At 38.7% G+C, this 25,493-nt stretch carries 20 protein-coding genes; 7 read left to right on the top strand and 13 right to left on the bottom strand.

Translation table 11 applies throughout. The features are described from left to right. Positions 1–43: 43 nt before the first annotated feature. The gene (gene aat / locus QZ738_RS05615; RefSeq protein WP_293785516.1) at positions 44–676 is read left to right on the top strand and encodes a leucyl/phenylalanyl-tRNA--protein transferase; all 633 of its coding nucleotides are present in this window, start codon (positions 44–46) and stop codon (positions 674–676) included. Between the two features lie 168 nt (positions 677–844). Here the strand turns inward: aat and QZ738_RS05620 are convergent, their stop codons facing one another. From QZ738_RS05620 to dapF, 7 genes are all read right to left on the bottom strand, one after another. Next, positions 845–1,627: a DUF1080 domain-containing protein gene (locus QZ738_RS05620; protein ID WP_293785518.1), complete on the bottom strand. Its 783-nt coding sequence runs from the start codon at positions 1,625–1,627 to the stop codon at positions 845–847. A 65-nt stretch (positions 1,628–1,692) separates the two neighbouring features. Next, positions 1,693–2,010: a DUF2892 domain-containing protein gene (locus tag QZ738_RS05625; RefSeq protein WP_293785520.1), complete on the bottom strand. Its 318-nt coding sequence runs from the start codon at positions 2,008–2,010 to the stop codon at positions 1,693–1,695. A gap of 358 nt (positions 2,011–2,368) precedes the next feature. Then, positions 2,369–5,260 (bottom strand): DEAD/DEAH box helicase, encoded by a 2,892-nt coding sequence (locus QZ738_RS05630; protein WP_293785522.1) that lies wholly within the window; start codon positions 5,258–5,260, stop codon positions 2,369–2,371. A 466-nt stretch (positions 5,261–5,726) separates the two neighbouring features. Then, positions 5,727–7,127, bottom strand: a complete 1,401-nt coding sequence (locus QZ738_RS05635; RefSeq protein WP_293785524.1) for an efflux transporter outer membrane subunit — start codon at positions 7,125–7,127, stop codon at positions 5,727–5,729. A 10-nt stretch (positions 7,128–7,137) separates the two neighbouring features. Beyond that, positions 7,138–10,320 (bottom strand): efflux RND transporter permease subunit, encoded by a 3,183-nt coding sequence (locus tag QZ738_RS05640; protein WP_293785526.1) that lies wholly within the window; start codon positions 10,318–10,320, stop codon positions 7,138–7,140. Between the two features lie 48 nt (positions 10,321–10,368). Continuing rightward, a complete protein-coding gene (locus QZ738_RS05645) occupies positions 10,369–11,538 on the bottom strand; it encodes an efflux RND transporter periplasmic adaptor subunit (RefSeq protein ID WP_293785528.1) in 1,170 nt (389 codons plus the stop codon). A 413-nt stretch (positions 11,539–11,951) separates the two neighbouring features. Next, the gene (gene dapF / locus QZ738_RS05650) at positions 11,952–12,734 is read right to left on the bottom strand and encodes a diaminopimelate epimerase (protein WP_293785530.1); all 783 of its coding nucleotides are present in this window, start codon (positions 12,732–12,734) and stop codon (positions 11,952–11,954) included. 310 nt (positions 12,735–13,044) lie between these two features. On the opposite strand from dapF, the gene QZ738_RS05655 reads away from it, so the two are divergent. Next, positions 13,045–14,595 carry a trypsin-like peptidase domain-containing protein gene (locus QZ738_RS05655; RefSeq protein WP_293785532.1) on the top strand — a complete coding sequence of 517 codons (1,551 nt, stop codon included), beginning with the start codon at positions 13,045–13,047 and terminating at the stop codon, positions 14,593–14,595. A 58-nt stretch (positions 14,596–14,653) separates the two neighbouring features. On the opposite strand, the gene QZ738_RS05660 is transcribed toward QZ738_RS05655, so the two are convergent. Beyond that, the gene (locus QZ738_RS05660) at positions 14,654–14,998 is read right to left on the bottom strand and encodes a four-helix bundle copper-binding protein (RefSeq protein ID WP_293785534.1); all 345 of its coding nucleotides are present in this window, start codon (positions 14,996–14,998) and stop codon (positions 14,654–14,656) included. A gap of 342 nt (positions 14,999–15,340) precedes the next feature. Between QZ738_RS05660 and QZ738_RS05665 the strand changes: the two genes are divergently transcribed. Together QZ738_RS05665 and QZ738_RS05670 are read left to right on the top strand one after the other, a co-directional pair. Continuing rightward, complete coding sequence (locus QZ738_RS05665; protein WP_293785536.1) at positions 15,341–15,844, top strand: hypothetical protein; 504 nt, start codon at positions 15,341–15,343, stop codon at positions 15,842–15,844. A 265-nt stretch (positions 15,845–16,109) separates the two neighbouring features. Then, a complete protein-coding gene (locus QZ738_RS05670; protein WP_293785538.1) occupies positions 16,110–16,301 on the top strand; it encodes a cold-shock protein in 192 nt (63 codons plus the stop codon). Between the two features lie 73 nt (positions 16,302–16,374). Here QZ738_RS05670 and QZ738_RS05675 read toward each other — a convergent pair whose 3' ends face one another. Then, positions 16,375–17,499, bottom strand: a complete 1,125-nt coding sequence (locus QZ738_RS05675; RefSeq protein ID WP_293785540.1) for a thioredoxin family protein — start codon at positions 17,497–17,499, stop codon at positions 16,375–16,377. Positions 17,500–17,945: 446 nt separating this feature from the next. On the opposite strand from QZ738_RS05675, the gene QZ738_RS05680 reads away from it, so the two are divergent. The 3 genes from QZ738_RS05680 (at position 17,946) to QZ738_RS05690 (ending at position 21,472) form a co-directional block, all read left to right on the top strand. After that, the gene (locus QZ738_RS05680; RefSeq protein ID WP_293785542.1) at positions 17,946–18,626 is read left to right on the top strand and encodes a succinate dehydrogenase cytochrome b subunit; all 681 of its coding nucleotides are present in this window, start codon (positions 17,946–17,948) and stop codon (positions 18,624–18,626) included. Between the two features lie 17 nt (positions 18,627–18,643). Further along, positions 18,644–20,623, top strand: a complete 1,980-nt coding sequence (locus tag QZ738_RS05685) for a fumarate reductase/succinate dehydrogenase flavoprotein subunit (protein WP_293785544.1) — start codon at positions 18,644–18,646, stop codon at positions 20,621–20,623. Between the two features lie 78 nt (positions 20,624–20,701). After that, on the top strand, positions 20,702–21,472 hold the full coding sequence (locus QZ738_RS05690) for a succinate dehydrogenase/fumarate reductase iron-sulfur subunit (RefSeq protein WP_293785546.1): 771 nt from the start codon (positions 20,702–20,704) through the stop codon (positions 21,470–21,472). A gap of 423 nt (positions 21,473–21,895) precedes the next feature. Here the strand turns inward: QZ738_RS05690 and QZ738_RS05695 are convergent, their stop codons facing one another. From QZ738_RS05695 to QZ738_RS05710, 4 genes are read right to left on the bottom strand one after another with little or no spacing between them, the layout of a single operon-like run. Beyond that, positions 21,896–22,288 (bottom strand): energy transducer TonB, encoded by a 393-nt coding sequence (locus QZ738_RS05695; RefSeq protein WP_293785547.1) that lies wholly within the window; start codon positions 22,286–22,288, stop codon positions 21,896–21,898. Between the two features lie 24 nt (positions 22,289–22,312). Then, a complete protein-coding gene (locus QZ738_RS05700; RefSeq protein ID WP_293785549.1) occupies positions 22,313–22,930 on the bottom strand; it encodes a TonB-dependent receptor in 618 nt (205 codons plus the stop codon). 17 nt (positions 22,931–22,947) lie between these two features. Then, complete coding sequence (locus QZ738_RS05705) at positions 22,948–24,927, bottom strand: M56 family metallopeptidase (RefSeq protein ID WP_293785551.1); 1,980 nt, start codon at positions 24,925–24,927, stop codon at positions 22,948–22,950. Continuing rightward, positions 24,924–25,301 carry a BlaI/MecI/CopY family transcriptional regulator gene (locus QZ738_RS05710; RefSeq protein ID WP_293785553.1) on the bottom strand — a complete coding sequence of 126 codons (378 nt, stop codon included), beginning with the start codon at positions 25,299–25,301 and terminating at the stop codon, positions 24,924–24,926. Before QZ738_RS05710 ends, QZ738_RS05705 begins: the two co-directional genes overlap by 4 nt. Positions 25,302–25,493 lie beyond the last annotated feature (192 nt).

Consider the following 25,493-nt stretch of genomic DNA (forward strand, 5'->3'; position numbering starts at 1 on the left):
AAACCCGAGGGTTTAATCTTTGTTTTCTTTCTTATTTTTGGTCATGTTTTTTCAGCTACTAGATGATCATCCTGGCTTTCCTGATCCGGCTTTGGCAGAGGAGGATGGTTTGTTAGCCGTTGGGGGCGATTTAAGTACGGAGCGATTACTGATTGCCTATTCAAATGGTATATTTCCATGGTTTAGCGAGGGTGAACCAATTCTATGGTATTCGCCACACGACCGCTGTGTGATTTACCCAGATAAAATCAAGGTCAGTAAAAGCATGAGGAAAATTTTAAAGCAGGAGGTTTTCAAGATTACTTTTAACCAGGCTTTTGCTGAGGTAATCCAAAATTGCGCTAATACAGTAAGAAAAGGGCAGGATGGAACCTGGATTACCCATGAAATGCAAGATGCTTATACCAAGCTCCATCACCAGGGCTATGCACATAGTGTAGAGGTTTGGCAGGAAGGGAAATTAGTTGGGGGCTTGTATGGTTTAGAGGTTAACCGTGTTTTTTGCGGCGAAAGTATGTTTAGCCATGTGAGTAATGCTTCAAAGGCAGCATTGATTTTTTTAAGCAAGATGAATATCGATTTGATCGATTGTCAATTGCCAAATGATCATTTGATGAGTTTGGGTGCCGTAATGATCAGCAGGGAATTGTACATGGAAATGCTTCAAACTTCTTAAAGCTACTACACTTAACTTTGCTGTTTCAAATGAATAATGATGAGCCAAACTATCTATAAAACAAAACCTGCAAACTTTTGGCCTGCAGGTCCTTTATTATTTTTTTGTTGAAATTATAAATCGCAATTCTTGTCGATCTTCATTATAAACGAGGACCATATAATATGATTATAATTCTCTTACCCAGATGTTTCTGAAACTGATCGCTGGACTAGGGTCACCATGATCTTGCAATTTTATAGAAGCCGGGCCATGTTTTTTATACTCGGGGGCGCCGATATACCTTGTTGGACCTTTTAATACAAATCCATTCTGTAAGAGTACACCATTTAGAAATAAAGTAACACTGGCTGGTTTTTGTACTGTTCCATCTTCATTAAAACGTGGTGCATTCCAAATGATATCGTAATATTGCCATTCACCAGGTTTTTTGTTAGCATTAGCTAAAGGAATTGCTTGCTTGTAAACGCTTCCTGTTTGTCCGTTCACATAGGTTTTATTGTTATAAACGTCTAAAATCTGGATTTCATAACCATCATCACCACCTCCTGTTGAAGCTAAAAATACCCCACTGTTCCCACGTGCCTGACCTTCACCAGAAATGTTTTCTGGTATCTTCCATTCCATATGTAGTTGGTAATCAGTAAACTTTTTATTGGTTTCGATGTTCCCTGTCCCTTTTTTTACAGTGAAAAAGCCATCATCAATCGTCCATTCAGCAGGCTTAGATGGATCTTTAACAGAATGCCATGCATCTAAATTTCTTCCGCCAAAAAGAATAATAGCATCAGATGGTGCATCCTGAGGCAATTTACCCGGTGTAACAATTTTAGGGACAGGTTGCCAAACTTCAGTTGTTTTAGGGTCATTGGCAGGATCCGGTTTCTTATCTTGCGCCATAGCTTTCCCGGCAAAAAGTGCGGGGATAAATAATAGTGTGTACTTGTTCATGATTGTGGTTTAACTTTTTAAAGTTAACCAGTTTATTAAGAAATGGAAATTTAGTATTTAAAATTTTACCCTAAATCGTCAACAACATAGGTTTCAGTAATCACTACTTCATCAGGAGCTACGTCTTCTTTGCGTTGCTCTGCCAGATCGCGCATTGGGCAATAGCCCGTAATACCGCGGTAAAGTAGCCCCGCACCAATTGCAGCACCAGTTAAGCCAATTACAGGATGCGAAAAAATGCTGGTGATACCCTTAAGAAATAAATAAGTACCTGCGGCACCAGATAACCAACGTTCTGATTTTGAGACATTTTCGAATAATTCCGGATATTTCCATGCCTCTTTAACATTGTTAACAGCAGTATTAAAATCTTGATTTGTCATAATAATAGAATTTATGTTCCATTATATAACAACCAGGGAGAGAATGAGTTTTGAAAAGAAATTTAAATTGTTTCCTCTATGAAATTTATCGTTATTTTGAATGTAGCTCAACGGAATGTCAAAATCTATAAAGTAATCTGTCATTCTGAACGTAGTGAAGAATCTTTAAAAGATGAAAACTTAAGCCCTCTGATGAAGATCCTTCATTGCATTCAGGATGACAACCAGACCTTAATTGATATCTCTGATATCATCTTTACTCGGCGATTTAAAGAAACTTCTTCGATAGTGATCAATGAATACGAAAATTGAAGCCCACTGATAAAGATCCTTCATTGCATTCAGGATGACATAGATATTAATTCAAGATATCCCTGATATCCTCTTTGCTCAGTGATTTGAAGAAGCTTTCTTCAGTAGTGATCAATGAACTGGCTAACGATTTTTTGCGGTTCTGCAGAGCCAGGATCTTTTCTTCAACAGTATCTTTTGCAATAAATTTATAGATAAAAACCTTTTTATCCTGGCCGATACGATGCGTTCTGTCAATAGCCTGTTGTTCTACCGCAGGGTTCCACCATGGATCGAGAATAAAAACATAATCGGCCTGGGTTAAATTTAACCCAACACCACCAGCTTTGATAGAGATTAAAAAAACTTTCAGCCCGGTATTCTGTTGAAATTCAGAAACGATCTCCCCACGGTTACGGGTTGAGCCGTCCAAATAAGCAAATGGTATCTGCTCTGCTTCGAAATGTTTTCTGAAGATATCCAGGTGTTTTACGAATTGTGAAAAAACCAAAACTTTATGTCCGCCCTTTAGCACGTTATCTAACGTATGGATTACATTTTCGAATTTACCTGAATCGGACATGTATTCACCATCAATCATTACAGGGTGGTTAGCCAGCTGACGTAAAGCCGTTAATCCCTGTAAAAGCTGAACCTGTTTCTGTGCAAAGGTTCCGTCATCCATACTTTGCAATAGATCGTTGCGGTAAGCTGATTTGGTTTTTTCGTAATAGGCCGCCTGGTCTTCGCTCATATCGCAATAAATGACCTGCTCAGTTTTAGGCGGTAATTCTGCCGCTACCTGTTCTTTTGTTCTCCGGAGTACAAAAGGTTTAATAATAGATTGTAGCTTACGCGCTTTTTCTTCGTCTTTTTTCTTTTCTATTGCCTGCACATACTCTTCATAAAAAAAAGCCTGCGTACCCAGTAAACCAGGATTTAAGAAAGTCAATTGAGACCATAAATCACTTACCGAATTTTCTACCGGTGTACCGCTCAAAATCAGTTTGTGTTTAGATTTTAGGCTTCTAACAGCTTTGAACGATTTTGATGTGGGGTTTTTAATGTTCTGACTTTCATCCAGAATGATATAATTGAAATAGAAGTTTTTCAATTCGTCTATATCTACCCGGGTTACACCATAGGTGGTAATGATAATATCATAATTGGCAAAATTGGCTACGTCTTTATTTCGGTTAGTGCCCGTATGTGCCAGTATTTTAAGCTTTGGTGTGAATTTTTTAGCCTCTGTTAACCAGTTATAAATCAAAGAAGTAGGCATGATGATGAGGGAGGTGATTTGCGTTTCACGCAATTGATCATCTTCCTTCACTTTTTGCAGCATGGCCAGTGTTTGGATGGTTTTACCCAAACCCATGTCGTCAGCTAAACAACCACCAAAATTATATTCGCGTAAAAAACTGAACCAGTTATAGCCGGCTTTCTGGTAATCGCGTAAACTGCCTTTAAAATGCACCGGCATTTGTGTATCGGCAATATTTTCAAAGTCTGATAGCCGTTGAAGCTTACGTTCAAGGGTAACGTTTGCCAAACTATCTTCAGCCAGATCGTTGATTAAACCGATATGGTGTTTTTTTAATTTGAGTGTTTGGCCGGCTTCTGCAAGACTAAACAGACTGCCATATTGGCTAAACCACTTGTCAGGAATAATGGCTACTTCTCCGTCAGGCAATAAAAATTCGCGCTTTTTATGTAAGATATGCTGTTTTAAAGATAGAAAAGGGATTTGATATTTACCAAACCAAACCACGGCGTGGATATCGAACCAATCATTTCCTTCTTTAACCTCCAGATCAATTTTACTCGCCCCGAACAGGAATTTTTTCTGCCCGGTAGCCTGTTCAAGTTCAAAACCAGATGCCTGTAGGATTTCGATATGCTCATTAACCCAATTTATAGCTCCATAACTTGGATTTTCTTCTTCAGAGGCTACTTCCAGGTTACTGAATAAAGAACTTGTTTTTTTTAGGCCTAATGAGAGAAGGAGATTGAATTGTTTTTTTTCCCAGTCTGCAGAACGTTTAATGCGGTGGAAAATATAGTTATCTGCTGTTTTTTCTAAACGTACGGTAACTTTATGTGCATTTTCTACCGGAAATGTATATTCTCCATATTTAAAATAGAGCTGAATCTGAGATAGACCGCCGTCAACATATAAAACTTTAATAACCGGTATAGCTTCAAACTGCTCGGTCCTGATCTCGAAGCCTTCAGCATACACGTGGTGTTTTTCTATTAAGGGTGCAACAAATTTTTCAAAATAAGTGGCTTCTGTTGTTTTAGGTATGGCAATAAAGCGTTTATTTAAAAAAGGTTGTAATTTTTTTCCCTCAATGTCCTGATCAAAAAAGTATAACACATCATTTAGCAACAACCAGGCAGGTTTGTTGCTAATAATCTGTGCTTCTTTAAACATAAATTCGATGCGCAGGTTTTGGTATTTAATGGTTGGAAAATAACGTGTTTCCGTTTCGTTTCTCCGGAAATGGAAAAGGATAGATGCAGCCTCATGAGCAAGTTCTATTTTTCGCTCTACAGGCCAGCCGTCTTTGTCCATTACATAAAGCTCATTTTTAACCTTTAAGATTTCTAAAGCTTCGGCAAGTTTCTTTTCAATTTTAGGACGAACATTTTCATAAAACTTATCGTCAAAAATTTTGGTAAAGAATTCAGTAGGCCTGATTAATTTTTTATAATATTTTTTAATCAGCGAATCCTGTTCGATATCATCCAGAATCTTGATCAGCTTATAATCAATATCACTTAAACATGCATTAAATTCTTCAGCGGTATGGGTGAAAATTCGTTGATAGGTAAAGGAGAAATCTCCCTGCGGATTAAGCTGAACGACATGTGGTTCAATTAAATAGCCCAGATACTCATGTTTGCACAATGAGTACACCACTTTACAGGCTTTAGCGCTATCGACACGTAACATTGATTGGTTTAAAATTTTTATAAGCTAAGCGCTTAAAAAACTCTAAACTTACAATATTTTGTGGTTACATCAAAAAAACTGGCCTTTTTTGGCAAAAAATATGGGTATTTTTCATCTGCATTGAAAAATGGGTTATGATGCCGCAGTTTAATGGGTTGTAAATCAACAAAAGAGTATATCTCATTTTAAAGATGCTTCGCTGCCATTGACACTCTCTGATAGAATGGTCGTCATCTCGACCGGAGCAACGCGAAGTGCCTGTATGGGCAGGCACTACGGTCAAGATGACGATATCGAAGGCGATCATATCGATTTTTATACCATAAATTACCCCTCGGGATAACAAAAAAGTCCTCTGTGCTTCTGTGGCAAAAGCATAACGCGATGGATTGTAGAGACATAGCCCACCAAATAAAAAGGCATCCTGAAAAATCAGAATGCCTTCATTTTGCTTGTTGATTATTAATTACTTCCAGCCACCGCCTAATGCACGGTACAGATTTACCACCGATTGAAGTTTTTGTAACCGATCATTAATTCCGCTTAACTGAGCTGTTAATAAACTTTGTTCTGAGGTTAACACATCAGTGTAGTTTGTTGCCGAACTATAGCGTAATAATTCTTTGGTAAAATCTACTGCTTTGGTTAATGAGGCAATTTGTTTTGCCCTTGTTTCCTCTTTCTCAGCAGCAGTTTGGTAAGCATACAAGGCATTTGATACTTCCTGTCCACCTGTTAAAAGTGTTTGTTGAAAATTGTAAAAAGCAATTTGTTGATTGGCTTCAGCAGTTTTCAGCCGGGCTTTGTTGGCACCTCTTGCAAAAATTGGTTGCGTTAAGCCCCCAACTAAGTTATAGAAGATGGATTTGCTAAAGAAATCCTGTAATTGTAAGCTTGATAATCCACCCGCTGCGGTAATGGTAAAAGCAGGATAAAAATAAGTTTTCGCTACGTTTGTATTTTCGAAAGCCGACCTGAAGCCAAATTCTGCGGCAATTACATCTGGACGGTTTTTTAACAGTTGTGCTGATATCCCTGTTTGTAAATTCGCATAAGGAGTCTGTTGATCTAAAGTGGTACGGTTAATCGCATCAGGTGCTTTTGCTACCAGTACACTTAATGCATTTTCAGCCTCTTTAATGCTTCTTTTTAAATCAGGCAAGGTTACCTGTGCAGCATATAAATTGGCTTCACTTTGCACAACTGCCGCACCATTTACCACAGCACCTTGTTTCAACTCTTTCATAGTTTCTACATCCTGTGCCCTCACCTTAATAGTTTGTTCGGTAATGGCCAGTTGTTTATCAAGAGCCAGTAAAGTGTAATAGTTATTGGCGATGGTAGCGATTAATTGGGTCTGTACGGCTCTTTTTGCAGCATCAGTTTGTAACAAAGCTGCATATGCGCTACGTTTTGCACTTGTTAACTTTCCCCATATATCGGCTTCCCAACTGGTGCTCAGCTGTGCCTTGTAAGTTTGGGTTTCTAAATTAATATTGATCCCGGGAGGAAAGTTTAAAGAAGCCTGCGATTGCTTATTGTCAGTTACATTCACATCAGCCTGTAAGCTCGGTAGTAATGCTCCACGACTCTGTATTAAGGTGGCCTCTGCAATTTTGATTCGTTCAATGGCCTGTTTCAGGTCCAAATTTTCATTTATCCCTTGTTGAATCAGCGACTGTAAAGTAGTATCCGAAAACAGCGTTTTCCACTGTAGATCGGCCATTGTAGTCGTATCTGTTGTATTATTACCCCGGTATAAACCCTGGCTTTTTACCTGAGGGCGTTCGTATTTTTTAGTTACGCAGGCACTCAGGGCAACAATGACTAAACCGATTAAAAGGGAATGTTTATATCTAAAATTCATTTTCTTAATATTAATGTTTGCTGTTCGCAGTAGCCAATTCGTATTCCTCTGGCGTTTGTTCATGGTCAATACCCTCATTAAAAGGCGATTTATTACTGATCCGCTCTTGCAAAGACTGAAATATGATAAACAGGGCAGGAATAACGAAAACTCCAAATATCGTTCCGATCAACATACCACCCACTGCACCTGTACCAATTGAAGTATTACCTGCTGCCCCAACACCTGATGAAAGCATCAACGGCAATAACCCAAGGATAAATGCAAAAGAGGTCATTAAGATCGGGCGTAAACGTGCTGTTGCACCATCAATTGCCGCATTGGCGATACTCATACCTTTTCTTCTCCTGTCTACCGCATATTCTACAATCAAAATTGCATTTTTGGCGAGTAATCCAACCAGCATGATCAGCGTAATCTGCGTATAAATGTTATTATCTACTCCGAAAATTTTATCAAAAACAAAAACACCTGCTAAACCAACTGGTAAAGAGAACAAAACGGCCAGTGGTAAAATATAACTCTCATACTGTGCGGCAAGCAAGAAATAAACAAAGATTACGCAAAGTAAAAAGATGAAAACAGTTTGACTTCCTCCTGCCATCTCCTCACGTGATAAACCCGAAAATTCATAGCCATATCCTGCAGGAAGATTTTTAGCGGCCTCTTCCTGAACAGCTTTTAATGCATCCCCAGAGCTATAACCAGCATTTGGGTTACCCGTTACCGAAATTGATGTAAACAAGTTGAAGCGCGAGATAGCCTGTGGTCCGTATACCTTGGTTAAAGTGATAAACTCTGATACCGGAGCCATCTGCCCTGAAGAGGTTCTCACAAAAATACGGGTTAACGTTTGCTCATTAGCGCGATACTGCGCATCGGCCTGGTACATTACCCTAAACTGTTTCCCAAATTTATTGAAATTAGAAGCATAAACGCCGCCGTAATATCCTTGCATTACACCCAATACATCACTCACATTCAGGCCAGCCTGTTTAACCTTTGCCACATTTACATCAATCTGGTATTGTGGGAAATTGGGGTTAAAAGAGGTGGAAGCATATTGAATTTCAGGACGTTTACTTAACGCTGCTAGGAATCCGTTTCCAATTTCGTTGAATTTTTTGATATCCCCACCGGTTTTATCCTGTAGCTGGAACTCAAAACCACCACTGGTACCAAAACCCTGAATAGTTGGCGGCGCAAAGAAAATAATTTTGGCCCCTTTAATGCCTGCAGTTTTTGCAAACAATTCGCCAATAATTGCCTTTACATCGCGGCCTTTGCGTTCATCCCATGGCGTTAAACGGGAAATTACCATACCATATGAACTGCCTGAACCACTAATCATGCTTCGGCCAACAATCCTTAGCGTATTTTTAATTTCAGGTATCTGGTGCGCAATACTATCAATCTTAGTGATAATCACACTGGTTTCTTCCTGCGATGTGCCTGCCGGTAAGGAGATATCGCTCATGATGGTTCCCAAATCCTCGTTCGGCACGAAACCTTTAGGTGTGGTATTCATTGTCCAGACCAATACCACTGCAAAAAAAGCAATAGCCAAACCTACGATCCATTTTTTTCTGGAAAGAAAGCTTACCGATTTTTTGTATTTTCCGGTTACCGCATCAAATGATGTATTAAAAGCATCGTAAAAACGCTGTAAAAAGTTTTTAGATTTTTGGTGCTCTTCTTTATGTGGTTTTAAAAATAAAGCACATAATGCCGGACTTAATGTTAAGGCATTAATGGCCGATAAAATGATCGAAATGGCCAGCGTTAAACCGAATTGTTTATAAAATACGCCAGATGATCCGGAGATAAAACTTACCGGGATAAATACGGCAGCCATTACTAAAGTGATGGATATAATCGCTCCGCTAATGTCGTCCATGGCATCAATAGTCGCTTTTTTGGCATCGGTATAACCTTCATCCAATTTGGCGTGTACAGCCTCCACTACCACAATGGCATCATCTACCACAATACCAATGGCGAGTACCAGGGCGAACAAGGTGAGCAGGTTGATGGTAAACCCAAATAAGCTCAGGAAGAAAAAAGTTCCGATAATGGCCACCGGTACGCTGATTGCCGGAATCAGGGTTGACCGGAAATCCTGCAAGAAGATAAATACCACCAGGAACACCAGAATAAATGCTTCAATTAAGGTATGGAGCACTTTTTCGATTGATGCATCCAAAAAGTCGTTGACGTTAACCAAAGTGGAATAGTGTACGCCTTTCGGGAAGGATTTTTGCGCTTCATCGAGAGTCTTGATAGAATTTTCGATTACCTCTTTCGCATTTGAACCTGCGGTTTGATTAATGGCGATACCCAAAGCCTGTTTTCCGTTAAATTTAACCGAACTGGCATAACTTTGTGCACCTAATTCTATTCTCGCAATATCTTTTAACCGAAGAATCTGGCCGTTATCCGTAGTGCGGATAATAATATCGCCAAACTGTGCCTCATCTTTTAACCTACCTGTATATTTTAGGGTATATTGAAAGGCCTGATTACCCAACTCTCCAAATTGACCGGGAGCGGCCTCTACGTTCTGATCGGCAAGGGCTACACTAACATCATTTGGCACGAGGCCGTAGGTAGCCATTACATCAGGTTTTAACCAGATCCGCATGGTATAATCCAGTGTTCCGAAGGCACTCGCATCACCAACACCATTGATCCGTTTAATCTGTGGAATAATATTGATGTTGGCATAATTTTGCAAAAACTTCTGATCGTAGGAAGGATCGTCGCTATATAAACCAAAGATCAGTACGTTACTCGCCTGTCTTTTTGCGGTGATTACACCCGATTTGGTTACCTCAGCAGGTAATAAACTGGTTGCACGGGCAACCCTATTCTGTACGTTAACTGCTGCCAGATCAGGATTAGTACCTAATTTAAAGTTTACGGTAATGGTTGCGGTACCATCGTTACTGGCACTTGAAGTCATGTAAGTCATGTCTTCCACACCATTGATCTGCTCTTCCAGCGGAACAACTACGCTGTTCATCACCACATCAGCATTGGCACCCTGGTATGAAGTAGAAACCTGCACCGTTGGCGGGGCAATTTCAGGGTATTGTGAAACCGGTAACGTAGCTAAACCTAAAACACCGAGTATAACGATGATGATGGATATAACCGTTGATAAAACCGGTCTTTCTATAAATTTCTTGAACATAATTGATATTGATTACACTATAAAAGTGTGATAAGCAACATGATATGGTTATTTCTTAATCTCAGCATAAACTGAATCAGCACTTTTTTCTTCAGGTTTGATTTTGGTCCCGTCTTTTAAGGATTGGAAACCCTCTAAAACAACTTTATCTCCACTTTTAAGGCCTTTGGTTACCACATAGAACTTGCCCTTGGCCAGATCCATAATCTCAATTTCAGTGTTGATTACCTTAGCAGAATCGCCTAAAACATAAACGAACTTTTTACCCTGTAAATCGATGGTTGATTTTTGTGGGATTAATATGGCATTATCAATGTGCTGTGGAACCCTAACGGAAGCACTGGCACCATTTTTTAATAAAGAAGTAGGGTTGGGGAAAGTAGCCCTTAAGCTTGCAGAGCCTGTACTGGTGTTAATCTGTCCGTTGATGGATTCAACCTTACCATTTTGTGCATAAACGGTTCCGTCTGCCAGTACCAAACTTACCGCCGGGATGTTTTTCATTTGCTGGGCCAAGGTATTTCCTTTATAGTTTCTGGAAAAATCAAGCAGTTGTTTCTCATTTAAAGAAAAGTAGGCATAAACTTTCGAGATATTAGAAACTGTTGTTAAAGGCTGTGTACTGGTACTGCTCACTAAACTTCCATTTCTGAAAGGAATGCTGCCAACCACACCATCAACTGGGCTTTTAACCGAAGTGTAGCCTAAGTTAACCTGTGCGTTTACCAATTCGGCCTTTGCCTGTGCCAATGCTGCTTTTCTGCTTTGCAGTGTTAACTGAGCGGCATCCAGATCATATTTGCTAATGATGTCTTTTTCAACCAGGGGCCTGGTTTTATTTACGGTTAACTGGGCGGCATTAACGTCTGCTTCTGCACTGCTAATAGCTGCTCTTGCGGTGCGTACCTGTTGTTCATACTGAGGCGCATTAATGGTGAAAAGTAACTGGCCTTTTTTAACCACTGCCCCCTCATCTACAAAAATCTTCTCAATAAACCCGTCAACTTTTGGGCGGATGTCGATATTTTGGATGCCTTCAATTGTTGCCGGATAATCAGAATCTAGAGTGGTATTTTGTGTGTTTACGGTAAAAACCGGATAGGCTTGCGGACCAGCTGCTGCCGCAGCTGCTGCTTTTTTAGCATCGTCATTGTTCCCGCAGGACGCCAGGAGCATACCTATGCTCACGCTAAAAAAGAGAGTTGTAACTTTTCTCATGGACTATTTCTGTGTGTATAAATTTGAATTTCCGGAATTAAGAGCGTCGCTAAAATTTAGGACTTCGATTCCGCTATAATTATCCAAAAATAGAGCCTAACCAAAAATAAATCTGTCCAAATTCTGTCATTTAATCAATCGATTGATTTATTTTAAATGTGGAGTAGTCGTTTTCTTCATTTAAAAGGTTATCATTTAGTGCTTTAAATGAAGTTTTTGCTAAAAAATGAGTGTGTAAATATCTTGAGACAGATGTTAATAGCTGTTAAAATTGCTTGGTATAAAGCACTTTTTTATAATTAATCCTGTTTATTTTAGTAAACAGAAAGTGTTTTTGGTGTATGTTTTACACGAGACATTTTGATTGCGGGCAAGCCCGAAGGTTTTAAAAAACTGTAAGGTTTATAAAAAGATTAGCCTACCTCTCCTTCGAAAACTAATTTGGCTGGTCCACATAAAAATACATTGGTAAATGTAGTACCGTTATAGTCAAATTCTATTTTAATATCCCCGCCCAAAACCTTAATATCGGTTTTAATATGACCCGTCTGATTTTTATGTTTGGCCATAGCCATGGCAACCGCGGTTACGCCGGTACCACAAGCATAGGTTTCGTCTTCAACACCGCGCTCGTAAGTGCGTACAAATAAATGATCGCCTTTATCTTCAACAAAATTTACATTTATCCCCTTTTCCGCATAGTTAGAATTGTAGCGGATATTTCTTCCTCCCGTAAAAACGTCAAAATCTTTTAAATTACTTTGTAGGGCAACGTAATGTGGCGAGCCGGTATTCAATATGTAAGCTTCACCATCTTTGGTAATGGTGTCAACATCAATCATTTGCAGATCGATCCATTCTCCGTTTTCTGAAATTCTGGCATAATGTGATCCATCTACTGCCAAAAAGTTTGTTTCCCGGTCAATGATGCCGAGTTGTTTGGCAAAAGCGACAATGCATCTGCCACCGTTTCCGCACATGCTCCCGGGCTGACCATCTGCATTAAAATAATGCATTTCAAAATCATAATCCTCATGTTTGGTTAAAAACATCAATCCATCGGCACCAATACCAAATCTTCTATGACATAATTTTTCAATTAATTGATTGTCAACGTCTTTTAATGTTTTTTTGGTGTGGTCTACTAAAATAAAGTCGTTGCCTGCGCCCTGGTATTTAAAGAAATTAATTTTCATGAAAGCTTCATTTTCTAGTGCAATATTTGGGATGCGGAAAGCTATTTATGGATCTGTGTTTTTTGATTTAACATTTTTTAACACAAAACCAAGTGCTTTGAGCATACAAATATCGTTTATATGGTATTAAATTTGAATAAACTTACTAAAGAAAATTTAAGCAGACGAGAACTGCTGGAGCATCCTGCTTAAACCAAAAATAAACCGCTCCTGCAAACAATAAAATTTAGTAACGATGTTATAGGCTAAACCATTAGCTAGCAAATTAGTTTATAATAATCGGAGCCATTAAAAAACAATATACATACACATGAAAAAAATATTAGGAATTAGCGTGTTGGCTGCTTTTATAGGTGGGGCAGCAGCGATTGGAGGTTATAAGCTATTTGAGCATAACCAAACCGGCAGTACAATTACTGAAAAACAGAATTTGTATTTTGCCAATAATCCACTAAAAGTATCATCAGCAGGTACTGCAGATTTTACCCAGGCAGCCGCCGCAGTGGCACCGGGTGTAGTACATATTAAAACTACTTACGCTGCGCAGAGTGGTGGAAGCAGAAGTTCTTCACCGTTTGATATGATGGAAGATTTCTTTGGTGGCGGTGGCCGTCAGATGCAACGTATGCCAAGAGCCGCGTCCGGTTCTGGGGTAATCATCAGTCAGGATGGGTATATTGTGACCAACAACCACGTGGTAGAAAATGCAGAGAAAGTTGAGGTGGTTTTAACAGACAGACGTAAGGTAGAGGCAAAAGTAATTGGCCGCGACCCGAATACCGATTTAGCATTAATTAAAGTAAATGCGACAGGTTTACCTGTAGTAAAAATGGGTAATTCAGATAATGTACAGGTTGGAGAATGGGTATTGGCTGTTGGTTTTCCGTTAGATTTAAATACAACGGTAACAGCGGGTATTGTAAGTGCAAAAAACCGTAGCATCGGTATCATTGGCCGTGAGCAGCAGGGTAATGAAATTACAGAAGAAGAATATCGTGAATACCAACGTACCGGTAAACGACCAGATCGTCCGGCGAATACCAGTATTGAGTCATTTATTCAAACGGATGCCGCCATTAACCCTGGGAACAGTGGGGGGGCACTGGTAAATGCTAACGGCGAATTGGTAGGTATCAACTCCGCAATCGCATCGCAAAGCGGATACAACCAGGGATATGGATTTGCAATTCCGGTAAACCTGGCCCGCAAAATTGTAGATGATTTTATGAAGTATGGCTCGGTTAAACGTGGTTATATCGGAGTTAACTTTGTACCCTTGAGTGGCGAAGAAAAACCTGAAGGCATTAAAACCAACGAAATTAGTGGTTTGTATGTGAGCGATGTAGTTGCTGGTGGCGGTGCTGCGGCGGCTGGCATCAAAGCAGGCGATGTGATTAAAAAAGTTGATGGTGTAGTGATTAACGATTCGCCTGATCTTCAGGAAAGGGTAGGACGCTTAAATCCTGGCGATAAAGTTAGATTAACCGTGTTGAGAGATGGCGCGCTTAAAGATTATACCGTAACTTTAAAAGGAGAAGCAAGTGTTGGCCTAACAGCTAAAAATGCTGCAGGCAAAAGCATAGAGGTTTCTAAACTAGGTGCAACTTTTGTTCCGGCTACTCAAGCGCAGAAATCGAAATATGGCATTAACAGCGGTGTGGTGGTAACATCAGTTACTACTGGTAAAGCTTTCGATAATATTGGGATAGAAAAAGGTTTAATTATCACCAAAGTAAACGGACAACCCGTAAATTCTGTGGCCGATGTTCAAAAAGCATTGCCTTTAGGCAGAAACAATATGGTGAGTATCTCTGGTGTAAGTGAACAAGGTTCTTATAACTACAGTTTCCCGGCACAGTAATTAATGGTAATAAATAGTTTAAAGGCTTCCCGGTTTAATTTGGGAAGCCTTTTTTATTTTAATCCTGATTAACAGGTTCGTGATTGGCATGACAGGCGTCCGCACATTCTTCGCAGGCCGCTGCACATTGCCTACAGTGTTCATGATCATGTTTGCTACATTCTGCTGCACAAAGCCTGCATATTTCTTCGCAAAGTAATAAATACTGACGACCTATAACTGAGTCTCTTTGCAATAATCTGGCCGCCTGGGTACAGATATCCGCACAATCCCTATCCAGTTTAATACAATCAATCATCATGTTGATGTCTTCTTCTTTCAAGCAAGATGATGCACAATGTTCACAAGCTAACGCACAATCCAGCAAGTTCTGGATTAAAGCATGGTTATTTCTCATTTCCATATCAATTTTATTTTAGTGATACATGTTTTATATAGTAGTAACCTGCCAGCTAACTGAACAGTTTTTTAAAATTGAATTATCATAGTTTGGTCTGCGTTTTACTTTGGTCTGGTTATGCGAAAAGATTCTTCACCGCGTTCAGAATGACAATTGATCGGAATGCAGTTTGTTAAAATACCTTAAACATCAGTTGCTCTGCTTAATTTTTTATACCTAAATCAATATTCATCCGTTTTTCATAATCAAGATTTAGTTTCGCTATTATCGATTGATCATTAGCCTTTAAAGAGATTAACTAATTTTTATAGTTCCATATTTGAATCACCCACAAAAACCGAAATTATGGCTTTAGCTAGTATTAACCTCAGCATAAAACAATATTTCAATTTTATGTGCAGAACGGATTTTGAAAGAAGAATATTTCATGATACTTACAAAGAATTTCAAAAAAGATCAAGAATATACAGCCTGGATCAACAGGTGCATACCTTTTCGCAGATGCAGCTAAGTAACGAAGAGGTGGGTACGCTAAATCAAAAGCTTCAGTATTCGGTAATGAACAGCATTGCTTCCTTGGAAAATAAAATGCCTGTTTTAAATGATCTTAAAAACCGTCCAGTACTTTTCGACTGGGCCGAGTTACATATTTATGCTTCAGACCTATTAAATAAAGCAGCACACGTGGTTTCGATTACCTATACCAGTCCGAAATTAATTTTACACGAAATCGTCGGTAATTTGTTAATCTTAAGCTATAGTGCTAAGGCCAACGAAACATTGGTTATAAAAATTACCGAAAATGTGAAGGTAAATTATGAACAAAGCGAAAGCCTTGTTTATCGCTAATTTGAGATGAATTTGTAAAGTTTGAAATTTTGATTTCTGGATTTGCTTTGTTTACGCGGGAAAGCAACTTAGAAAAGCTTGTTTTTAATACATTTTAGTGATAAAACGAGGTGATGTATCCATAATTTATACAATAAATCTGATCTCAAAAGGGACTTAAAACACAAATAGGGGATGTATTTGGCATTATTTACATAATAAAAAAATAAAAAATTGATTTATAGGTATTTAAACCTATCTTTGGTGCAAATTAAAATACAATATAATGCAACAAGGAACAGTAAAATTTTTTAATGAAACTAAAGGTTTCGGATTTATCACTCCATCTAATGGCGATGCCGAAATTTTTGTTCATGTTTCAGGCTTAATCGATAACATTCGCGAGAATGATACCGTAAACTACGATGTAGAAGAAGGTAGAAAAGGCCTAAACGCGGTAAATGTTAAAGTAGCTTAAGAAAACTCGAATACATAAATCGTAAAAAGTCCCGATGCAAATCGGGACTTTTTTTATTGGTTAGTTTTTTACCTTATTCTGGGCTGACCAGATGTTTGCTTATTTCACTATCCACGAAATCAAGTGTAAGGTCGTTATTGCTGAGCACGATACCATTTTTATCTGCCAGGAAGAAATAGGTTGCATTAAAATTACTGATGTTTTTCGCGTTAGGCGATTTTGCGCCTAAAAGATCTGAATATTGCGGCCAGATCAGCTGATCAGCTTTAATCACTTTTTCCCAGCTATCCCTATTTTTATCAAACGATACGCCAATAAATTCTACGTTCCGGTCCTTATACTTTTCGTAAAGATGAGCCAATATCTGGTTATTTTTTCGGTTTTTTCCGCTGTAAGAAACCCAGCAGATAATCAGGTTGACTTTTTTCAATATACTCCTATCAAACTTCTTCCCATCAGGCGTCTCGCCTTCTATATCCGGCATTTTGTTCCCCGCCATCATTTGGTTGGCCTGCATGATTTCTGATAGCAGTTTTTTGCCACTTTTGCTATCCTGTACCTCCCTATCCAAACTTTTAAAAATTGACAGGTATTTTTTTGCTTCAGAATCTGCTCTTCCAAACCTGTTTAGCAAGAATATAGTGGCACCGGATCTGGGATGTCTTTTGGCGAAAGTTTGAATATTATTCAGTTCTAAATTTATTTTTCTCTCTCTCCATATATCAGCCTTTTTTGCTTTTTCCGCAATGTTTTCAGGAGTAGCCAGGTCGAGTTCATGCTCTGCAAGCGCTAAACTATCCAACAGACTTTTGTTCATCGCCTCCTTTTGTTTGTAAAAGCTGATCATTTCTTCACCTTCTTTAGTCGGCAAGATTTCAAACGGGTAAGTAGCAGTATTTTTTCCATCAAGAAACCCCTTGTAATTACCTTGATCCAGATAAAAGTAATATTCTTCATCATGACCGTTGTCATATGTACTTAATACGGCGTAACCCGTTTTGGGCATGTTGATTTTGAATGTTTGATTGCCATTGGTGATATTTTCGACTTTTAAGATTTCGCCGTTTTCTGAACTTTTGACGGAGATCACCGCGTTAGGGCCAAAATTTTTGGTTTCAAGATTAAAAATAGCAGGAGCGGGATTGCAGCTATTAAAGAAGCAGGCAAACAAAATAAGTAAGTAGCGCTTTTTTTTCATATTGATCAATTGGTGAAGCGATATAACGAAAGAATTAGTTATACATCGAAATTTTAAGTTCAATTATGCTTTGGCATTTGTCTAAGCTATTGGCTTAATTATCAAGGCATTTTTGGTTTCAGATTTAATATTCAAACTCTCTTCATTACGCACCCTTAAAAACTGGTAGCAAATTGGGCAGTTATTTCGATAGCAGTAACGTTTCGGTCGGACAACTTGATATCATTTTGATCTTCCATGTTATTAAACCCCTTGATCAAGGCCACTGCATTTGAACTATTCTTAAAATCGAAACGCTAAATAAGCACATATTCTTTCGATTGATTACGAATATGCTTTAGAATGTTTCTAAATAAATGTTTTATCGCTGTTTTGTCATAATCGTTTATAAATTAAACTCATAATTAGATATTTTTGCAGAAAATTTAGATATAAATCCTAATCAAATGAGTGGTTTCGGAAATGCACTTTCTTCATCAATTGGAAGAAAATACGTGATGGGTATTACAGGGATATTCCTGATACTCTTTTTAATTGTACATGCTGGTATTAATTCGTTAATATTTCTTGACGATAACGGTTTGAAATTTAATATTGGGGCGCATTTTATGGCTACCAATTGGATCATTAGAGCGGGCGAGTACATATTGTTTTTAGGTTTACTGGTGCACATTTACCAGGCAGTTAACCTTACTATTCAAAATAGAAAAGCAAGGCCAGAGGGTTATGCAGTTTATAATGGTAGCGCCAACAGTAAGTGGTACAGCCGCTCCATGGGTTTATTAGGAACTTTACTCCTGATTTTTCTTGTTATCCACTTGAAGGACTTTTGGGTGGTTTCCCGTTTTACAGGAATTCCGACGGTTGATGCCAACGGAAATGAGGATTTATATGCCGTAATGAGAGCGAAGTTTCAAGATCCGGTTAGGGTTATTGCTTATGCTTTGTTGATGATTTCCCTTTGCTACCACTTATTGCATGGTTTTGCTTCGGCATTCCAGACAATGGGATGGAACCACTCAAAATATAACGGTATAATTAAAGGGGCTAGTGTTTGGTATTCAATTATTATTTCGATTCTTTTCGCAGCCATGCCGATAGCAGTTTATTTTGGTCTTATTCAATAATTTTTAGCACAAAAGATATGTCAGATATTAATTCAAATATTCCAGAAGGCGAATTAGCCAGTAAATGGACAAAATATAAGTCTTCAGTGCCTTTGGTTAACCCATCGAACAAAAGAACTATTGAAGTAATCATTGTAGGTTCGGGATTAGCTGGTGCATCGGCGGCGGCTACTTTAGCCGAGATGGGTTACAAAGTAAAATGTTTTTGTTTCCAGGATTCGCCACGTAGAGCACACTCGATCGCTGCTCAGGGTGGTATCAATGCAGCAAAAAACTATCAGAATGATGGTGATAGTGTTTATCGCCTTTTCTATGATACGATTAAAGGAGGCGATTATCGCGCCCGCGAAGCCAATGTGCATCGTTTGGCCGAGGTAAGTGCCAATATTATAGATCAATGTGTGGCACAAGGTGTGCCTTTAGCCCGCGAGTACGGCGGTTTGTTAGATAACCGTTCATTTGGAGGTACACAGGTACAACGTACTTTTTATGCTGCCGGTCAAACAGGTCAACAGCTATTATTAGGTGCATATTCTGCTTTAGAACGCCAAATTGGTATGGGTAAAGTGGAAATGTATACGCGCCATGAAATGCTTGAGGTGGTTAAAATCGATGGCAAAGCACGCGGTATTATTGCCCGTAACTTAATTACAGGAGAAATTGAGCGTCACTTCGGTCATGCGGTAGTATTGGGTACTGGTGGATACGGTAACGTTTTCTATCTTTCTACTAATGCGATGGGGAGTAACGTAACGGCAGCGTGGAAAGCACACAAACAGGGTGCTTATTTTGCAAACCCTTGCTACACACAGATCCACCCAACCTGTATTCCGGTTTCAGGCGATCATCAATCTAAATTAACCCTAATGTCTGAATCGTTGCGTAACGATGGACGCATCTGGGTGCCTAAAAAGAAAGATGACACCCGTAAAGCTTCAGATATTCCGGAAGAGGAAAGAGATTATTATTTAGAGCGTCGTTATCCTGCTTTTGGTAACCTGGTTCCCCGTGATGTGGCTTCGCGTGCAGCAAAAGAGCGTTGCGATGCAGGTTACGGTGTAGGTGCTTCTAAATTAGCGGTTTATTTAGACTTTAAAGCTAATACAGAGCGTTACGGAAGAATCGAAGCGGCTAAAGCAGGTAACCACAATCCGGATAAAGAAACCTGCATGCGCTTAGGTACGGCAGTAATTAAGGAAAAATATGGGAACCTGTTCGATATGTATGCACAGATTACCGGTGAAAATCCTTACGAAACACCAATGCGTATTTATCCGGCAGTTCACTATACGATGGGCGGGTTATGGGTTGATTACAACCTGATGACATCTGTACCTGGTTTATATTGTACCGGTGAGGCTAATTTCTCCGATCATGGTGCCAACCGCTTAGGTGCATCTGCTTTAATGCAAGGTTTAGCAGATGGTTATTTCGTTTTACCTTACACTATAGGTGCTTATTTATCGAAGGAAATTTCTACCAAAGCCATCCCGACTGATCACCCTGCGTTTGCCGAGGCAGAAGCCAGAGCGGTAGGCATATTAAATACCTTGGTCAACATTAAAGGAACGAAATCGGTGGATCATTTCCACAAACGTTTAGGCCACATTATGTGGGAGAAATGTGGTATGGCCCGTAATGAAAAAGGTTTGAATGAAGCTATTCAGGAGATCAGGGCTTTGCGTGAAGAATTCTGGAAAGATGTACGCGTACCTGGTGCTGTCAATGAGCTTAACCCTGAATTGGAGAAAGCAGGCCGTGTGGCTGATTTTATCGAACTTGGTGAGTTGATGTGTATTGATGCCTTAAACCGTAACGAAAGTTGTGGTGGCCACTTCCGTGAGGAGTATCAGACGGAAGAGGGGGAAGCATTACGCGATGATGTAAATTACGCCTACGTAGCCGCCTGGGAGTTTAAAGAAGGTGTAAACTTCGAACTTCACAAAGAAGAACTGAAGTTTGAAAATATTAAAGTTGCACAAAGAAGTTATAAATAGTGACGCGTATGGCGTTCAGCGTAAAGCGGTTAATCGCCAAACGCTAAACGCAACCCGCTAACCTAAAACCTCAATATCATGAGTACAGGAAATATGAACTTAACGCTAAAAGTTTGGCGTCAAAAAAATAACAATACCAAAGGTGCTTTGGTGGATTATAAATTGGCCGATATTTCACCGGATATGTCTTTCCTAGAGATGTTCGATGTATTAAACGAACAATTAATCAATAAAGGTGAAGAGCCGGTTGTATTCGACCACGATTGCCGCGAAGGGATTTGCGGGATGTGTTCCATGTTTATCAATGGCCGTCCGCACGGACCAAAAGATTTAGTTACCACCTGCCAGTTGCATATGCGTTCATTCAAGGATGGTGATACCATAGTTGTTGAGCCTTGGAGAGCCGCTGCTTTTCCTGTAGTAAAAGATTTAACCGTAGATCGTTCTGCATTTGACAGGGTTATTGCTGCCGGAGGTTTTATATCTGTAAATACCGGTAATGCTCAGGATGCCAACAATTTGCCAATTCCTAAAATGCAGGCTGACGCGGCTTTCGAAGCGGCTGCCTGTATTGGTTGTGGTGCTTGTGTGGCAACTTGTAAAAATGCATCGGCGATGTTATTTGTATCAGCTAAAATCTCTCAGTTAGCGCTATTGCCACAAGGCCAGCCCGAACGTTACCGTAGGGTACAGAGCATGGTAGCGCAAATGGACGCTGAGGGTTTTGGTAACTGTACCAATACGGGTGCCTGTGAGGCAGAATGCCCTAAAGGAATCTCTTTAGAAAACATCGCCCGTATGAACCGCGATTTTGCTTCTGCAAAATTTATTTCAGAAGAGACCGTTTAAACAATATACTGTGTTCCTGGTTTTTGATGGCCGGGTGCTAAGCCTCCACACTGTGGGGGCTTTTTAGTTTGCTGCTTAATCGCCACTAAAGTATGATCATATTTCGGTATTATGACTCGATTAAAAATGTGCTGCTATAATTTATAAATAACAGCCTCAGGTCAATATGAAAACCGATGAAACTCTAAGTTTGAAAATCGAAAGTTTATATAATAAATTTTTGCCAAAATAAAAGTTTGCGAAAGTGGTAATAATCTTATGTTTGCATATTAAATTTTTGTGTATTTAGAAATTATATTCTGTAATATTTGCATATCTATTAAAGTTTTTCTAAATTTAATCTTCCGAGACAGGAGAGAAAACACAAAACCCCGGCAATTTCGCTGGGGTTTTGTGTTTGAATAATGCATTAAATAACCGATTTTATACCATTTTGAAATTAATATGGTATCTCACGCGTACAGCTGTTCCATGTAACAAAGCCGGCTCCCATTTAGGTGATGTTTTCAGGAGCCTTAACGCTTCAGCATCTGTTTCTGGAGAAATACTTTTGATTATCCGGATGTCAGTTAAACTACCATTTTTTTCCACTATAAAACTGGCGAATACTTTGCCCTCATATTTGTTTTTATTGTCCGTTTCTCTGTATTTAAATTCCCTTTTTATAAAAGCATAGAATTTTTCTATCCCACCTGGGTATGCGGGTTGCTTTTGAACGGAAACAAAGTCGTATACTTTGTTGTGATTATTTTGTGCCTGTGCGATATTAAAACACATGGCGATGCCCGTTAGCGCTAAAAAGATTAGCTTTCTCATATTGTTATATTAAAGGTTTAAGATTTAATTTTTCTTTGGCGCTGCTGTTTTGGTTGTGATAATTATGACTCCATTTTTACCTTTGTCGCCATATTGTTTTAGTGCGCCGGCATCTTTTAGCACTTCCATTGATTCAATAGCGTCTCCCTTTAACTGAGGATTATCAACTTCTTTCCCGTCTACAATGTAAAGTGGTTTTGCCTGATCATCAAAATCTCTGTTTAGCAGATATCTCCTGATAACAGGAGTTTCACTATCAGGTAATGGTTTTGCCTTAAAGCCTGATACTTTTCCTATTAGATTAAGGCCTGCGGTATCTATAGCTTTGTTTTTGAATAGGTTAGATCCAGTGTTGGTATTTTCGGTTTCAACTTCTATTACCCCTGCAATACCATCTGTTCCATATTTTGCAATAGCTGTACTGTCTTTTAAAATGTTAATAGTTTTAATATGGTCAGGACTGATTTCAGATAGTGAAGCAGTTCCTCTGATATATTGCTTGTTACCATCAATTATAAATAAGGGTTCGGTACTTGTTGCGGCATTCCCTCTGATTATCATTTTAGTGTTACTATTCGTCTTTTGCGCAAAACTGGCTATGCTGAAGCTCATTACTAGGCTAAATAAGATTACTTTTTCCATATCGAATTAGGCTTAGGTTAAAAATTTTTTTTAAGTTCAAAAAAATTAGTGTTTTTATCTATGCTAAGTTCTCTTGGGTTAAGTGGCCTGAAAACATTACCATTTGAACTTTTACTGGTCACTAAAATCACACCGTCACTGGCTCTTGGTCCATATAAGTCTATTGCAGTTTTATCTTTTAACACATCAATTGATTCAATATCATTCGGATTGATCTTATTCAGCAAACTGTTATCTGCTAATTTAACACCATCTAAAATGATTAAAGGATCAGCATTTATGCTCTGTTTTAACCCTGATCGGTCGCCAGGAATACTGCTTTTTAGTGTTTCCTTTGCAGGATCATTAAGTGTGAAGTTAATGTTGATGTTATATTTTACCCTTACGGCTAAGCCATTTTGGATTCCAGGGTTCCATTTCGGTGATTCTTTTAGTACCCTTATGGCCTCCTCATCGGTACCGCTTCCTAAACCCCGTGTAATCTGAATATCGGAAAGAGAACCATCTTTTTCAACCACAAAGCAAAGAAAAACCTTACCCTGAACGTGGTTATCCTGTGCCATCTTAGGGTACTTGATATTATTGCCTACATATTTATAGAAGTTGGTGATGCCACCTGGAAATTCTGGTTGTTTCTCGATCGAAACAAAATCGAATACTTCGCCTGTATTTTCAGGTGTAACATTGCTGTTTTCCAAATCGTTAGCTAGATAGGATGTGATCGTAATTTTGTTCAGATCGACATATCCGGTCGGTTTGGGCAACAGCTTGTTTTTAAACTCTTTTGAAGATTCTGGAATGCTGAAACTTGCTGTTAGGTTATATTTACCATCAGCAAAAGTTTTAAAACCTTTATAAGATAAAATTACTTTTGTCAATTCTTCGTCGCAGCCGCTCCCTAATTTTACATTTGATATTATACGGTTAATCTTACCTTCTTTTACATTAAACCTGACCTGGGCGTTACCCTGAATCTGATTGCTGTTTGCTGTTTTCGGATATTTGATGTTCCTTGCCAAAAATTGATAAAATCCTTTCCAATTCGGATCTGTTTTGCCTTCGACCGAAGTTTCAGGTTCCATAACAGTCTTCTGTTGTGAGGTAACCATGTTTTCCACCATTTCGATAGGCTTATCCATCGGTATTTGATTGGTAATGGACAACAATTTCTCGTTTTTACGTATAGTAGCCGACGAAAGTACAATGAGTAAGGCAAATAGCGGAATAAAAATTCCATACTTCAAGATAGCGATCTTTTTAGAGCGTTCTTTATGAAGCATAAAAATCCTTTTTTTGATCAATGATTTTTCTAAAAAGCCGTTTGTTAAAGTATTTGGTGAAATACCAAACGACTTACTGAGTAATAACATCGCATATTCGGCCTTATCACCTTGAAACGCTGCGGCCTGTTCATCAGCCAAATACTCATGGATATTTTTAATGGCTTTCTTATAAAGATAAATCACGGGATTTAGCCAGGTAATAATTCCTATAATTTCGAAAAATAGAATATCTATGGTATGCCATTGTTTGATGTGTGCTTCCTCATGAATATCAATTACATCCATTTGAGGTAATTCCTGATCTATCACTTTTTTTCCGAAAAAAGAGAAAGCGGAGCCGGCTTTGCTTACTGTGATGAGTTTTTTAACGGCTAACAGGTTAAATATGAACCTACCAAAAAAGAACAAAATCCCTGTACAGTAGATGTATACAAATGTATTGCCCCAGTTAAATCCGTTGCTACGTTCCGTTACAATTGTTGCCTGTGCCAATACGGCTTCCCAATTAACCGATGTATAAACCTGTTGCGCCGCCCGCTGTTCTGTTAACCATTCTAAACGGATAAACGGTGTGCATAAAGATAAAATACCAGCTGATACTAAATAAATACGATTTAAGGTAAAATAGGTTTCCTTATCTAACAATAGTTTGTAAAAGCCAAAAAAAACAATCAGGTATAAATTTACCTGTAGCAAGTAGTGGGCAAAACTCATTTTGGCTTATGTTTAATCTGATTAATCATTTTTAAAATTTCATCAACATCACTTAAATCCAGTTTTTCTTCTTTAACGAAGAAAGAGAACATACTCTCTACAGAGTTTTCGAAGTAATTGCCCAGGAGTTTTTCTGTTGCATGGCGTTTATATTCTTCTTTGCTGATTAAAGGATAATACTGATGAGCCTTTCCGAAGGCTTCGTGACCAATAAAACCTTTGGTTTCCAAAATTCGAATAATGGTTGATACAGTGTTGTAGGCAGGTTTGGGGAGGGGGAGTTCATGAATCACTTCTTTAACAAATGCTTTTTCCAATTGCCATAAAACCTGCATAATCTGCTCCTCTGCTTTAGTTAAATCTTTAATTTCCATAATAGTTAATAATAAGGATGATGGCAAATCGATTCGCCTTAACTAAATTAAAACTAATTAGTTAGTTGTCCAAATTTTATTTAATAATTATGCGGAAGTAAATAAGATAGCGTTCTTATCCCTGTTTTAGGAGTTTTTCTTCTCAGAAAAGTGCTAAATAAATATTGTAAGTGTCTGTTAATCAGTTTTTTG

It is taken from the genome of uncultured Pedobacter sp. (genome assembly GCF_913776295.1).
GTDB lineage: Bacteria > Bacteroidota > Bacteroidia > Sphingobacteriales > Sphingobacteriaceae > Pedobacter.

Bases quoted from the DNA above. Each gene is read 5' to 3' on its own strand.
- QZ738_RS05690 (WP_293785546.1), top strand. From the start codon at position 20,702: ATGAGTACAGGAAATATGAACTTAACGCTAAAAGTTTGGCGTCAAAAA.
- QZ738_RS05705 (WP_293785551.1), bottom strand. From the start codon at position 24,927: ATGAGTTTTGCCCACTACTTGCTACAGGTAAATTTATACCTGATTGTT.
- QZ738_RS05685 (WP_293785544.1), top strand. From the start codon at position 18,644: ATGTCAGATATTAATTCAAATATTCCAGAAGGCGAATTAGCCAGTAAA.
- QZ738_RS05700 (WP_293785549.1), bottom strand. From the start codon at position 22,930: ATGGAAAAAGTAATCTTATTTAGCCTAGTAATGAGCTTCAGCATAGCC.
- aat (WP_293785516.1), top strand. From the start codon at position 44: ATGTTTTTTCAGCTACTAGATGATCATCCTGGCTTTCCTGATCCGGCT.
- QZ738_RS05620 (WP_293785518.1), bottom strand. From the start codon at position 1,627: ATGAACAAGTACACACTATTATTTATCCCCGCACTTTTTGCCGGGAAA.
- QZ738_RS05655 (WP_293785532.1), top strand. From the start codon at position 13,045: ATGAAAAAAATATTAGGAATTAGCGTGTTGGCTGCTTTTATAGGTGGG.
- QZ738_RS05695 (WP_293785547.1), bottom strand. From the start codon at position 22,288: ATGAGAAAGCTAATCTTTTTAGCGCTAACGGGCATCGCCATGTGTTTT.
- dapF (WP_293785530.1), bottom strand. From the start codon at position 12,734: ATGAAAATTAATTTCTTTAAATACCAGGGCGCAGGCAACGACTTTATT.
- QZ738_RS05630 (WP_293785522.1), bottom strand. From the start codon at position 5,260: ATGTTACGTGTCGATAGCGCTAAAGCCTGTAAAGTGGTGTACTCATTG.
- QZ738_RS05645 (WP_293785528.1), bottom strand. From the start codon at position 11,538: ATGAGAAAAGTTACAACTCTCTTTTTTAGCGTGAGCATAGGTATGCTC.
- QZ738_RS05640 (WP_293785526.1), bottom strand. From the start codon at position 10,320: ATGTTCAAGAAATTTATAGAAAGACCGGTTTTATCAACGGTTATATCC.
- QZ738_RS05625 (WP_293785520.1), bottom strand. From the start codon at position 2,010: ATGACAAATCAAGATTTTAATACTGCTGTTAACAATGTTAAAGAGGCA.
- QZ738_RS05660 (WP_293785534.1), bottom strand. From the start codon at position 14,998: ATGGAAATGAGAAATAACCATGCTTTAATCCAGAACTTGCTGGATTGT.
- QZ738_RS05675 (WP_293785540.1), bottom strand. From the start codon at position 17,499: ATGAAAAAAAAGCGCTACTTACTTATTTTGTTTGCCTGCTTCTTTAAT.
- QZ738_RS05665 (WP_293785536.1), top strand. From the start codon at position 15,341: ATGGCTTTAGCTAGTATTAACCTCAGCATAAAACAATATTTCAATTTT.
- QZ738_RS05670 (WP_293785538.1), top strand. From the start codon at position 16,110: ATGCAACAAGGAACAGTAAAATTTTTTAATGAAACTAAAGGTTTCGGA.
- QZ738_RS05710 (WP_293785553.1), bottom strand. From the start codon at position 25,301: ATGGAAATTAAAGATTTAACTAAAGCAGAGGAGCAGATTATGCAGGTT.
- QZ738_RS05680 (WP_293785542.1), top strand. From the start codon at position 17,946: ATGAGTGGTTTCGGAAATGCACTTTCTTCATCAATTGGAAGAAAATAC.
- QZ738_RS05635 (WP_293785524.1), bottom strand. From the start codon at position 7,127: ATGAATTTTAGATATAAACATTCCCTTTTAATCGGTTTAGTCATTGTT.